Raw genomic sequence first — 13,599 nt, 5'->3', positions numbered from 1 at the left:
CCGCTTCAACAGAAGTAGCCATGTCAGCAAGCTTGAAGCCGATTCCCTGGTTGGCAGCGATTGGCTTGCCGAATTGCTGGCGTTCCTTTGCATAACCAACTGCTGCATCAAGCGCTCCTTGCGCAATACCTACAGCTTGAGCAGCAATACCGTTACGGCCGCCATCAAGAGTCATCATCGCAACTTTGAAGCCCTCGCCGACTTCACCAAGGATATTTTCCTTTGGAACGCGACAGTCTTCAAAAATGATTTCAGTTGTTGGAGATGAACGAATTCCTAGCTTTTTCTCCTTCTTGCCAACGGAGAAGCCTGGGAAGTCGCTTTCAACGATGAAAGCAGTAGTTCCTTTATGCTTGCTTGTTGGATCTGTCAACGCGAATACGACATAAATGTCCGCTACGCCGCCGTTTGTGATGAAGATTTTAGAACCGTTCAGCACATAGTGGTCGCCGTCTTCTTTTGCAGTCGTTCTCATTGCACCTGCATCAGAGCCGCTTCCTGGTTCAGTAAGGCCGTATGCGCCAATACTTTTGCCTTCCGCCATAGGCCTTAGGTATTTTTGCTTTTGTTCTTCATTGCCGAACTTGAAAATCGGCCAGCCTGCAAGTGAAGTGTGAGCAGAAAGCATTACGCCTGTGGACGCACAAACGCGGGATAATTCTTCAACAGCGATGCAGTAAGCAAGATAGTCACTGCCAATTCCGCCGTACTCTTCAGGCCAAGGAATCCCAGTAAGGCCAAGCTCAGCCATTTTGTCAAAAATCTCACGGTCAAAGCGTTCTTCCTCGTCACGCTCAGCAGCTGTCGGTGCCACTTCATTCTTCGCAAAATCACGCACCATTTTTCTGATCATTTCATGCTCTTCTGATAATCTAAAATTCACTTTTGTTTCCTCCGTTACTGTTGGATTTATATTCGCCTTGTTAAACTAGTCTGTTGATTTCCACTCCAGGCGCATCGCTTTCCGCCGCGGGGCTGGCGCTGAGTCTCCTCGCCGCAGATGGCGTCTGTGGGGTCTCACCTGTCCACCTGATCCCGCGGGAGTCTCGCGTCTTCCGTTCCAATCAACAGGGCTTTTTAAATTGAAAGTCTATGACAGAATCATTCAATTAAAACTAGTACCAAATAAACTTTATAACTGCTTATTTTTATAACTGCTTACTAATAACAATCTTCTGGATTTCACTCGTGCCCTCGTAAATTTCAGTCACCTTCGCGTCACGGAAATATCGTTCAACCGGATATTCCTTCGTATAGCCATAGCCGCCGAATACCTGGATCGCTTCTGTTGCCACTTCTACAGCTGTCCTTGAAGCGAAAAGCTTTGCCATCGATGCTTCCAGACCACATCTTTTTCCTTCTGAACGAAGCTGAGCTGCCCGATAGATTAATAGTTTTGCAGCTTCAACGGATGTAGCCATATCGGCAAGCTTGAAGCCGATGCCCTGCTGAGCAGCGATTGGTTTACCGAACTGCTGTCTATCCTTTGCATATTCAGTTGCTGCCTCTAAAGCCGCTTCTGCAATCCCTAGCGCCTGGGCGGCAATGCCGATCCGGCCGGAATCCAGGTTGCTCATCGCGATTTTAAAGCCTTCGCCTTCCTGACCGAGCAGGTTTTCTTCAGGAACTTTCATATCTTCAAACGTAAGTTGCACAGTACGAGAACCGTAAAGACCCATTTTGTGCTCATCCTTGCCGACGATGAAGCCTGGAGTGTCCTTTTCAACAATAAAAGCCGACACACCCTTTGTACCTGCTTCAGGATTTGTGTTAGCAAAGACAATGTAAACATCTGCTTCGCCGCCATTCGTAATGAACACCTTTGAGCCGTTCAATACATAATGGCCATCCTTCTTTACCGCCCTCGTTTTTAGGCTTGCCGCATCCGAACCAGCACTCGGTTCTGTTAGACAGAAAGCTCCCAGGTATTCACCCGCAGCCAGCTTTGGAACGTATTTTTGCTTTTGCTCTTCTGTACCAAAGTATAGAATTGGATTCGTTCCAACCGATGTATGAACAGACAGGATCACGCCTACAGTCGCGCTTACCTTCGAAATTTCATGGATTGCGATGATATAGGAGATGAAGTCCATCTCTGCCCCACCATACTGCTCAGGAACCGGAATCCCCATCAAACCAAGCTCGCCCATCTTCTTCAAGATTTCCTTCGGGAACTCGCCTTCCTCCATCTTCTCAACAAACGGCGCAATCTCACTCTGAGCAAAATCACGCACCATCTTCCGCATCATATCCTGCTCTTCCGTAAACCTAAGATCCATATTCCAACCTCCCTTTACCGCTTTAAAGCCCCGGGGGTCTGACCCCCAGCACTTCACCGCATCACCGCATCGGGGGTCTGACCCCCAGCGCTTTAACGTGTTAGTGTGTTTTATTGGTATGTGTAGAAGCCTCGGCCTGATTTTTTGCCGAGCCAGCCTGCTTTTACGTATTTTCTGAGTAGTGGGCATGGGCGGTATTTGTCGTCGCCGAAGCCTTCGTGCAGTGTTTCCATGATGTAGAGGCATGTGTCGAGGCCGATGAAATCTGCTAGTGTCAGCGGGCCCATTGGATGGTTCATGCCGAGCTTCATGACTTCGTCGATCGCTTCCTTCGTCGCAACACCCTCATATAGTGTGTAGATTGCTTCGTTAATCATCGGCATCAGGATGCGGTTTGATACGAAGCCTGGGAAATCATTTACTTCTACAGGTACCTTTTCCAGCGTTTTTGTAATGTCCTCGATTGTTTGATAGACTTCATCTGCTGTTGCAAGGCCGCGGATGATTTCAACAAGCTTCATCACTGGAACGGGATTCATGAAGTGCATGCCTATTACCTTCTCTGGACGCTTAGTAGCCGCAGCGATTTCCGTAATCGGCAAGGATGAAGTATTTGAAGCAAGAATCGTATGGGCTGGTGCGATTTCATCCAGCTGTGCGAAAATCTTCGCCTTGATGTCCATGTTCTCAACTGCCGCTTCAATAACTAGGTCTACCTTTGTAGCATCCTGCAAGTCATGTGAAGAATTAATTCTGCCAACAATCTCACCAAGCTGTTCAGCAGTCATCCGGCCTTTATCAACCTGGCGATTAAGATTCTTCTTAATTCCAGCCAATCCACGTTCGACGAATTCAGCTTTGAGATCATTCAATAACACGCTGTATCCTGCCTGTGCGCATACCTGGGCAATCCCTGACCCCATCTGGCCCGCACCGATTACCATAATTGTTTGAACACTCATCGTTTCTCCCCCTGATTCAGATAAAATTCATATCAACGGAGGACAGCTTCAAACTGCCCTCCCAATCACAATTTCAGATCCGCTTAATCTATTAATCCATGAAACTTATTGCTTAGGAACCTCGATCATCACTGCGTCTCCCTGGCCACCACCGCTGCAGATCGCCGCAATGCCGACCCCGCCGCCGCGACGCTTCAGTTCATGCATCAGGGTAAGGATGATGCGCGCCCCACTCGCTCCAATCGGGTGTCCAAGCGCAACCGCACCACCGTTCACATTGACCTTCTCAGGATCAAGGTTCGCGATGCGCCCGCTAGTCAGTGCAACAGCCGCAAAGGCTTCATTGATTTCAAACAAATCGATTTCCTCTAGGGACTTCCCTGTTTTCTTCAACAACTCGTTAATCACCAATCCAGGTGTTTTCGGGAAGTCCTTCGCTTCTGTCGCGATCGCCGCATGCCCAAGGATGACTGCCTGTGGTGTCCTGCCTTCACGCTGGGCACGCTCTTCGCTCATCAACACAAGAGCCGCCGCACCGTCATTGACGCCTGGCGCATTACCAGCTGTGATCGTACCGTCCGAATTGAATACAGAGCCCAGTTTTGCAAGCTTTTCAAGCGAAGTATCCTTCCTTGGCGATTCATCATGCTGAACAAGAATTGGATCTCCCTTTCGCTGCGGTACTTCCACAGGAACAATCTCTTCAGCAAACTTGCCTGATTCGATGGCTTCTACTGCCCTCTGGTGGCTGCGGTATGCCCACTGGTCCTGTTCCTCACGGCCGATTTCCAATTCTTTTGCGACTTCGTTTCCATACGTACCCATGTGCACGCCTTTAAAGCTGCAAGTCAAGCCGTCGTGAATCATCAGGTCCTTCACCTGGCCATCGCCCATTCTCAAGCCCCAGCGCGCTTTAGGCAAAAGGTAAGGAGCGTTGCTCATCGATTCCATTCCGCCTGCGACAATCACTTCCTCATCTCCGGCACGGATGATCTGGTCGCCAATCGTCAAGCTGCGCATTCCAGAAGCACAAACCTTATTAACCGTTTCTGTCTTCACTTCCCAGGGGATACCCGCTTCTCTCGCTGCCTGGCGTGAAGGAAGCTGACCCTGTCCTCCCTGTAGAACAGTTCCAAGGATGACTTCGCCTACTTCCTCAGGATCCACACCTGCGCGTACCAGCGCCTCTTTTACCGCGATTCCCCCAAGCTGACCTGCAGTAAATCCGCTCAGCGCTCCGCCAAGCTTGCCGAAAGGTGTTCTTGCTCCTGCTAAAATGACTGTTTTACCCATGATTATCTCTCCCCTGCTAATCTATTAATTAGTGAAAAAAGCAAATCCATATCCACGAAGCGTTACGATGACTGAACGCTCGCTCGATAACTAGCTAAAAAAATAAACCATAACTTGAATTGTAAAAATTGAAGAATATCTAAGAGGTTGATTTGCCAATTTGGCACCCACGCAATGTAAGCGCTTTATCATACTATTCATTTTACTTTAAAAATAGTAGAAATTGAAACACTTTGCTAAAAATTCAAAAAGATTGATTGAAATTTTATCGGTGAGTCAACTTCTACTATTTAGGTATGAGTATTGTTTTATCTTATGATACGAGTGGTTTTAGTTCTCCAAAAACCGATTTTTCCAGCAGTTCTGCTACGTCCAAAGTATCGACGCTTTCTTCTACTTCCTTCGCTTTCGTTCCATCGGAAAGCATCGTCAAGCAGTACGGGCATCCGGAGCTGATGACGGAAGGATTCACGGACAATGCCTGTTCTGTACGGGCGACGTTGATCCTGTGTCCTGTTTCTTCTTCCATCCACATCAAGCCGCCGCCAGCTCCGCAGCACATTGCGGTATCGCGGTTTCGTTCCATTTCCTTCAAAGTTACACCTGGAATCGCCTTTAAGATATCACGCGGTGCATCATACACTTCGTTATATCTTCCGAGGTAGCAGGAATCATGGAAGGTAATGGTTTCATTCAATGCATGCTTCGGAACAAGTCTTCCTTCCTTCACTAACTGCGCCAGAAGCTCGGTATGGTGATAGACCTCTGCCTCGAGTCCGAAGTCAGGGTATTCATTCTTAAAGATATTATATGCGTGAGGATCGATGGTAACGATCTTCTTCACTTCATTTTTCTCGAATTCTTCGATATTTTTTGTCGCAAGTTCCTGGAACAAGAACTCGTTTCCAAGGCGGCGTGGTGTATCGCCGGAGTTCTTTTCCTTGTTTCCAAGGATCGCGAACTTAACGCCAGCCTCATTCAGAAGCTTAGCGAATGATAGCGCGATTTTCTGGCTGCGGTTGTCATAGGAACCCATCGCGCCAACCCAGAATAAGTATTCAAATTCCTCTTCCGCTTTTTTCATTTCTTTTACCGTAGGAACAACGACATCGCCGCGAAGCTCGCGCCAGTCTTCTTTTTCCTTACGGTTCAAGCCCCAAGGGTTACCCTGGCGTTCGATATTCGTCATGGCGCGCTGTGCGTCAGCGTCCATTTTACCTTCTGTCAAAACGAGATAACGGCGAAGGTCGATGATCTTGTCAACATGCTCGTTCATAACTGGACATTGGTCTTCACAGTTACGGCATGTTGTACAAGCCCAGATTTCTTCTTCAGTGATAACATCGCCAATCATGCTTGGATTGTATGCAAGACCTGCAGCTGCTTCCTCTGCACCCTGTCCAGCTGCTGCCAGCGCAATCTGATTTCCTTTTGTATTTCCGAACGCAAAAGTAGGCACCCATGGCTGCTTGGAAGTGACTGCAGCACCATGCAATGTTAAATGGTCACGCAGCTTGACAATCAAGTCCATTGGCGACAACATTTTGCCTGTGCCAGTTGCCGGGCACATATTCGTACAGCGGCCACATTCAACGCAGGCATAGAAATCGATCATTTGTTCATAATTGAAATCGGTGATTTTACCGGCACCGAAAGTTTCCTGAGTCTCATCTTCAAAATCGATCTTTTTAATCTTTCCTGGAGAATCGACCTTAGTCAAATAAACATTGGCAGGACCTGCGAGTAAGTGTGCATGCTTGGATTGCGGCACGTACACGAGGAATGCCAGCAAGAACAGCAAATGAATCCACCATGCGATATAGAATATCGTGATAGCGGCTGCCTGAGGAATTCCGCTGAATACGGTTGCAATTAGTGATGCAACAGGCTCCGTCCAAGTGCCTTCATGGCCATGCCAGATCATGCCCATTCCGTTTCCAAGCAGGACAGATAACATCAACCCGCCGATAAAAAGAAGTACAAGACCGTTTTTAAAGCCGCGCTTCAAACGGACAAGCTTTTCCACATAACGACGGTAAAATGCCCATACAACCGCAACAAGTATCGTCAATGTCACGATTTCCTGGAAAAACGTGAAGCCGGGATAGAGCGGTCCAAGCGGCAAATGAGAGCCTGGGTTCAAGCCCTTCCAAATAAAATCAATTGCCCCAAACTGGACAAGAATGAATCCATAAAAAAACATAACGTGGATGATACCGCTTTTTTTGTCTTTCAAAAGCCTTTTCTGGCCAAATACATGTACCCAGATTCTTCTTACACGCTCTTTTACATCGTCATCAAATTCTGATTTCTTACCGAGCTTGATGTATTCGATTCTCGTTTTAACCACATAAACGAACAAACTGACTGCGTAAGCGGTTACAAGCAAGAACGCGATAAGATTGATCCAAAGCAGACCGTTCATAAAATCGTTTACCCCTTTCGATGCTATTTTGTTGGATGAAAATTTCTAAACAAACCAATTTTCTGAATTTATCCTTAATACCATTATATTATGAATGAGCATTCAGTCAACTTATTTCCTTTCATTTCTGAAAATTGTTTATTCTCCCTCTTTTACAGGAACATAACATATAACATGCGTTTTCGGCAAAGATAAAATAAATACTGTAAAGGGAGCCGAAACGCTATGGAAATTGGATGGTTTTTAATCGGGATAGTAGCAGGGCTTGCCTTGTGGGTGTATGCAGACTTCATGCTCGGAAGAAAAAAGCATCTATCGAATGTAAATAGAAATATTTTACCTATGAGGGACAGCGACCTGACCATTTTCGCAAAAGGTCCTGAACTGTTCCACGATCTATTTTCAGAAATCAAAAAAGCAAAACAGCACATTCATATTCTGTTTTACATTGTTCAGGATGATAAAATAAGCCAGGAGTTCCTTTCAATTTTAAAAGAAAAAGCTCAAGAAGGCGTCGAAGTCCGCCTGCTAGTCGACTGGGTTGGCAGCGGCTTAAAGCGTAAATCGATCCAATCCTTGAAGGCTGCAGGTGTAGAATTCGCTTTTTCGCAAACACCGAAATTCCCATTCCTGTTTTACTCTTCGCAAGTGCGGAACCATCGTAAAATTACTGTCATTGACGGACGCATCAGTTACCTTGGCGGTTTTAATATCGGCAAGGAATATTATGACCAGGATCCAAAGCTGTCTCCTTGGAGGGACTACCATTTAAAAATGACCGGTGAAGGAGTTATGGACCTGCAAAAAGAGTTCCTCGAGGATTGGCGTGCGGCTGCTAAGGTAAATCTCTTGCACGACAAAGCTTATTTTCCGCCTTTGGAAAAAGGGTCGATCCGCCAGCGGCTCGTTCCAACAGAAGGAATTCTGCTTGAGGAACTTATTTCAGACCTGATCACCGAGTCTGAAAAATCGATTTTCATTGGAACCCCTTATTTCATTCCAAGCAAGAGAATTTTTAATCTTTTACTAGATGCACTTAAAAAAGGTGTCGCTGTCACGATTCTCGTTCCTCACAAAGCAGATCATATTCTAGTAAAAGAAGCCTCCCATCCCTATTTAAGGAAGCTTATAAAGGAAGGAGCAGATGTATACCAATATTTAAAAGGCTTTTACCATGCAAAAGTCATTATAATCGATGATCAAGTTTGTGACGTGGGAACGGCTAATTTTGATAAAAGAAGCATGTTTCTTAATTATGAATTGAACTGTTTGATTTATGACCCTGCTTTTATTAAAAAAGTGAAGCACATTTTTACAGAGGATATCCTGAATTCTCAAAGGGCGACACTCCAGGAGCTGAATCGGGTCAATCTGTTGCTGTCAATCAAGGAAAAGGCTGCACGGACGATTTCTTACTTTTTATAAGGCTGTTTTCTTAAACTTTGATAATTTTAATAAGTTGAGTTCCACTCCGGGATGCTCGCTTTCCGCGGGGCGGACGGTGAGCCCGCAGGAGTCTCGCACCCTCCGTTCCAATCAACTTATTTATCAATATTTTGCTTTCAAACAATCCATTAAAAAACAGCCTTTTATAAACAATGCAAAAAAAATAAACGAAGCCAAACGAAGTGGTTTCGGTCAATGAAGGAGTTTCTCTATGATTATTCGGCTTGGATATGTCTCCACTGCCATCAGCTTGTGGGATGCTTCCCCGTCGAAGGCATTGACGTTTGCTCGTTATAGCCAGCTAGCCAGTGAGGAACGTCATGAAAAACTGCTTTCCGTGACATACCAAAACCTCTTAAATACAGAAAGAATGATTCATTACAATATTGCTCACGATATCCCGCTTTACCGGTTCTCGAGTTCGATCGCCCCGCTGGCGACGCATCCAGAAGTGAAGTGGGATTATGTTACGCCTTTTCGCGACAAGTGGATGGAAATCGGAGACCTTGTGAAAAAGCATGGATTGAGGACAAGCTTCCACCCCAATCAGTTTACGCTTTTCACTTCTCCGAGGGAGGAAGTAACCGCCAACGCCATTCTCGATATGGAGTATCATTATGGTATGCTCGAGGCGATGGGGCTCGAACAAGAAGCAATCATCAATATCCATATTGGCGGTGCCTATGGGAACAAGGAAGAAACCATTTTGCGGTTCCATGAAAACTTCGCCAGGCTCCCTGCTCATATAAAGAAAATCACCACTCTGGAGAATGACGACAAAACTTATAATGCTGAAGAAACACTCGCCGCCTGCGTAAAGGAAGATGTACCGTTCATGTTCGATTATCATCATCACATGGCGAACCTCTGTGAAGAAAGTCTTGAGAATATCCTGCCTGTTGGCTTTGAAACATGGGCTAGGACAGGCTTAAAGCCAAAAATCCATATCTCCTCGCCTAAATCGGAGAAAGCGTACCGTTCGCATGCTGATTACGTCGACCACGAGTACATCCTTCCATTAATCCAGATTTTGCGTGGAATCGGACAGGACGTCGATTTCATGATTGAAGCGAAAACGAAGGATAAGGCAGCTCTCGCATTAGTAGAAGGACTGGCGAAAATACGCGGAGTGAAGCGGATTGGCGGGGCTGTTTTGGAGTGGAAATAGAATTGGAATAATACGCAAAAAGACTCAGCCCCCTCGGAGCTGAGTCTTTTTCACTACATTTTTTCAGGTGCAGATACACCAATCAAAGCAAGTGCATTCTTCAAGGTGATTTGCGCACTCTTGATCAGGGACAAACGAGCCTGAGTTCTTTCCTTGTTGTCCATATCCAAAACTTTTTCAGCATTGTAGAAGCTGTGGAACACAGACGCAAGTTCGAAAATATAGTTGCTGATGCGGTGTGGCATACGCTTTTGAGCAGCCTCTGCAACCGCAAGCGGGAATTCGCCAATCTTCTTCAGCAGGTCCATTTCCTTCTCAGCCTCAATTAATTTGAAATCTGCTTCGGTTCCAACTGTGAAGCCTTGCTCCTCAGCAGAACGCAAAATGCTTGAAATACGCGCATGTGCGTACTGTGCATAGAATACTGGGTTTTCATTCGACTGGGAAACTGCCAGATCAAGGTCAAAGTCCATATGAGTATCCGCACTTCTCATCGCGAAGAAGTAACGAACTGCATCAAGGCCTACCTCTTCAATCAGGTCACGCATCGTAACAGCTTTACCAGTACGCTTACTCATTTTCATCTTCTCGCCGTTTTTATAAAGGTGAACGAGCTGGATGATTTCAACCTCAAGCGTGTCGCGGTCATAGCCAAGCGCCTGGATGGCTGCCTTCATACGAGGGATATAGCCGTGGTGGTCAGCTCCCCAGATGTTAATCAATTTTTCAAATCCGCGCTCAAGCTTGTTCTTATGGTAAGCGATATCCGGAGTCAAATATGTGTAAGATCCGTCCTGCTTGATCAGCACGCGGTCCTTGTCATCGCCAAGCTCAGTTGAACGGAACCATGTTGCACCGTCTTCCTCATAAATATGGCCATTGGCACGAAGAGCATCCAATGCCACATCAATTTTTCCATCATGGTAAAGTGAGGTCTCTGAGTACCAAACGTCAAATTTCACACGGAAATTCTCGAGGTCCTGCTTTAATTTTGCCATTTCATATTTCAAGCCGTATTCGCGGAATGTATCGAAACGCTCTTGATCAGGAACATTGACGTACTTGTCGCCAAATTCCTCAGCAAGCTTCTTGCCGATTCCGATGATGTCCTCACCTTGGTAGCCATCCTCAGGCATCGTCTTATCCATGCCAAGAGCCTGGAAGTAACGAGCTTCAACAGACAACGCGAGATTATTAATCTGGTTGCCGGCATCATTGATATAATACTCACGGGAAACATCGTAGCCAGCCTTTGAAAGCACATTGCACAATGAATCGCCGACTGCCGCACCGCGCGCATGTCCAAGGTGCAAGTCACCTGTCGGGTTAGCAGAAACGAACTCGACCTGGACTTTCTGACCGTTGCCAACCTTGGATTCCCCGTAGTTGTCGCCAGCGTCAAGAATCGCCGGAATCAAGTCTGTCAAATAGCTGTTATCCATGTAAAAATTGATAAACCCCGGTCCAGCGATTTCAATCTTCTCGATGGATGCCTTACTTTTATCAAAATTCTCGATCAACAGCTCCGCAATCTGGCGAGGTGCCTTCTTCGCAACTCGTGCAAGCTGCATCGCCATATTCGTAGAGTAATCCCCATGCGTCTTTTCCTTTGGTGTTTCAAGCACGACAGAAGGAATTTGCGCTTCCTCCGCAAGATTAGCCTTGATGGCAGCCTGCTTGATTTCTTCTTTCAGTTTCAATTGAACCTGTTCAACTATATTCATTTGGCTTCCTCCTTATAATTGATCGTCATATGGTATGTACCTGCATCCGAGCCCTGAATGGCCATATCATAAAGCAAATCTACATGGCCCTCCTGCTTTTCTTCATTAAAATCAGTATCAAGCCGTTTGGTGAGCGCAGATGTTTCCAGCAGCCCATACGGCGTCTTATAATTGCCAGGAGTCTTTTTATTCAGCAGAAAATGAAGCCTCATCTTGATTGCGCCGCTCCGCAAAATCAGTACTTCGTTTCCTGATATTTTCACAGTCGTATGAACGTCCCCTTCCTCCATCACTTCATCATACTGGAGGTACGAACTGTTCGCTTTTTTATAGTATCGGCCAAAAGTGGTCAATTCAAAAGTCTCCTTCTCACTGCCACTATAAATAGCCGTCTTCACCGTCACCTTAACAGGTATTTGATCAGCGGGTTCAATCGACATCGATAACACGCCCTTTTCTTGTCCAGCTCCAGTGCCTAGCCCCTCGGGTCATAAGCCGCCCTGATGTAGTGGCTGAAGAACGCCTCCTCGCAGGTCGTCTTATGCCTGTCGGACTTGCCCACGGATGGGCTGACGCCGACGTTGCCACAGGACGTGGCGGTTTTAGTCGACGTTCCTCTTTAAAAGGCACTTCCGCTTTTCAACTCTTATTATAACTTTATAAGTATAAATATTCTCCTTTGAAAGTGCAAGGTTCGCCGGGACTCTCTCTGCATATTTCCTACTTTTAAACCAGCCAAAATTAGGCATACACGAATAGGATTACACAGCCTTTAAACCGGGTATTTATTATTAAAACCTTTTAAGGAGGTGGCCTATATGAAAATCGAGGTTAAATGTGAAGTGGAAAATTGCAAATACTGGGCAGAGGGCGACCAATGTGTAGCTGACTCTATCCTGGTCGTTGCCAATACAGGCAGACAAGCTGCAAATGAGCGCGAAACAATCTGTGATACTTTTGAAAAAATGTAATTTTAGTAAACTGGATGGCTTATTGCTATCCAGTTTTTTAGTTTGTTGGAAAAATATGAGCAGAGTCCGCTGTATAGGTGGCTGCTCTTCATAAAGTAACGTGTAATTGCGCAGAATTTTGTTGAAATCCTGCAAGAACACATTTTGATTCCGCAACTTTTTGTTGAAATCCCGCAAGTTCCCCATTTGATTCCACAACTATTTGTCGAAATCCCTCAAGTCTCCATTTTTGATTCCACAACTTTGTCGAAATCCCGCAAGAACTTCCTTTGATTCCGCAACTTTTTATCCAAATCCCGCAAGAATGCATTTTAATTCCGCAACTATTTGTCGAAATCCCGCAACCTGGAAAAAACATCTGATTTTTTCCAATTTTAAAAGGGAGAAGCACTGCGTTTTTATTCTCGCATTCCATCACGAAAATAAAAAAAGCTGCCCCCTTTTAAAAAGGAAACAGCTTCATATCTCATATTACTTCACAAACCCAAGCATCATTTCACGAATGATTTTGCTCGCTGTGTTTGATGTCATTTCGGATGTATCGTAGATTGGCGCTACTTCTACTAAATCAGCACCTACTACGTTCACTTCTGAGTTTGCGATTGCATGGATGGATGCAAGCAATTCCTTTGAAGTGATTCCGCCAGCATCGACTGTACCTGTTCCTGGCGCATGCGCTGGGTCAAGGACATCGATGTCGATAGTAACATAAACTGGACGGCCTGCAAGCGTAGGCAGAATTTCTTTTAACGGCTCAAGAACCTCAAATTTTGAAATATGCATGCCGACTTCCTTTGCCCACTCGAATTCTTCCTTCATACCTGAACGAATTCCGAATGAATAGACATTTTTAGGGCCAATATGCTCAGCAATTTTGCGGATTGGCGTTGAGTGGGATAATGGCTCCCCTTCATAATGCTCGCGCAAATCTGTGTGTGCATCAAAATGGATGATTGCCAGATTCTCATACTTTTTCGCTACTGCTTTCATGACCGGCCAAGAAACAAGGTGCTCTCCACCCATTCCTAGCGGGAATTTTACAGCAGCTAAAATCTTGTCGACAAATTCTTCAAGCATATCAAGGCTTTTTTGTGCATTCCCGAAAGGAAGCGGGATATCCCCTGCATCAAAATACTGAAGGTCAGCCATTTCACGGTCAAGATACGGGCTGTACTCTTCTAGTCCGATGGAAACCTCACGGATGCGAGTAGGGCCGAAACGGGAACCCGGACGGTAGCTTACTGTCCAGTCCATTGGCATTCCATAAAGAACAGCCTTGCTTTCCATATAGTTTGAATGGCTGCCGATAAATACATTGCCAGAATATGCTT

11 protein-coding genes are annotated in these 13,599 nt (G+C 45.8%); 3 read left to right on the top strand and 8 right to left on the bottom strand.

The window, feature by feature from the left end; all coding sequences use genetic code 11:
* From WB217_RS09215 to WB217_RS09195, 5 genes are all read right to left on the bottom strand, one after another.
* Positions 1–883 (bottom strand): acyl-CoA dehydrogenase family protein (locus tag WB217_RS09215; protein ID WP_423992751.1); only part of this gene is annotated, 883 nt, incomplete at its 3' end.
* Between the two features lie 265 nt (positions 884–1,148).
* On the bottom strand, positions 1,149–2,279 hold the full coding sequence (locus tag WB217_RS09210) for an acyl-CoA dehydrogenase (RefSeq protein ID WP_423992749.1): 1,131 nt from the start codon (positions 2,277–2,279) through the stop codon (positions 1,149–1,151).
* Positions 2,280–2,389: 110 nt separating this feature from the next.
* A complete protein-coding gene (locus tag WB217_RS09205; RefSeq protein ID WP_423992747.1) occupies positions 2,390–3,241 on the bottom strand; it encodes a 3-hydroxybutyryl-CoA dehydrogenase in 852 nt (283 codons plus the stop codon).
* A 105-nt stretch (positions 3,242–3,346) separates the two neighbouring features.
* On the bottom strand, positions 3,347–4,534 hold the full coding sequence (locus WB217_RS09200; protein ID WP_423992745.1) for an acetyl-CoA C-acetyltransferase: 1,188 nt from the start codon (positions 4,532–4,534) through the stop codon (positions 3,347–3,349).
* Between the two features lie 313 nt (positions 4,535–4,847).
* Positions 4,848–6,959: a (Fe-S)-binding protein gene (locus WB217_RS09195; RefSeq protein ID WP_423992743.1), complete on the bottom strand. Its 2,112-nt coding sequence runs from the start codon at positions 6,957–6,959 to the stop codon at positions 4,848–4,850.
* A gap of 225 nt (positions 6,960–7,184) precedes the next feature.
* On the opposite strand from WB217_RS09195, the gene cls reads away from it, so the two are divergent.
* Positions 7,185–8,384, top strand: coding sequence for a cardiolipin synthase (cls, locus tag WB217_RS09190; protein WP_423992741.1), 1,200 nt, complete (start codon positions 7,185–7,187; stop codon positions 8,382–8,384).
* A 232-nt stretch (positions 8,385–8,616) separates the two neighbouring features.
* Positions 8,617–9,573, top strand: a complete 957-nt coding sequence (gene uvsE, locus WB217_RS09185) for a UV DNA damage repair endonuclease UvsE (protein WP_423992739.1) — start codon at positions 8,617–8,619, stop codon at positions 9,571–9,573.
* Between the two features lie 53 nt (positions 9,574–9,626).
* Here the strand turns inward: uvsE and argS are convergent, their stop codons facing one another.
* Entirely contained in the window at positions 9,627–11,297 is a 1,671-nt protein-coding gene (gene argS, locus WB217_RS09180) for an arginine--tRNA ligase (protein WP_423992737.1), read from the bottom strand.
* Entirely contained in the window at positions 11,294–11,737 is a 444-nt protein-coding gene (locus WB217_RS09175; protein ID WP_423992735.1) for a DUF1934 domain-containing protein, read from the bottom strand. The genes argS and WB217_RS09175 overlap by 4 nt, the downstream gene beginning before the upstream one ends.
* 378 nt (positions 11,738–12,115) lie before the next feature.
* Between WB217_RS09175 and WB217_RS09170 the strand changes: the two genes are divergently transcribed.
* On the top strand, positions 12,116–12,268 hold the full coding sequence (locus tag WB217_RS09170; RefSeq protein ID WP_251480914.1) for a DUF1540 domain-containing protein: 153 nt from the start codon (positions 12,116–12,118) through the stop codon (positions 12,266–12,268).
* A 471-nt stretch (positions 12,269–12,739) separates the two neighbouring features.
* Here WB217_RS09170 and speB read toward each other — a convergent pair.
* Positions 12,740–13,599, bottom strand: an 860-nt coding sequence (gene speB / locus WB217_RS09165; RefSeq protein ID WP_423992733.1) for an agmatinase, incomplete at its 5' end; no start/stop codon positions are given.

This window comes from Mesobacillus sp. (genome assembly GCF_049588175.1).
Lineage (GTDB): Bacteria > Bacillota > Bacilli > Bacillales > Cytobacillaceae > Mesobacillus.
This window is presented reverse-complemented; position numbering and strand designations above follow the sequence as displayed.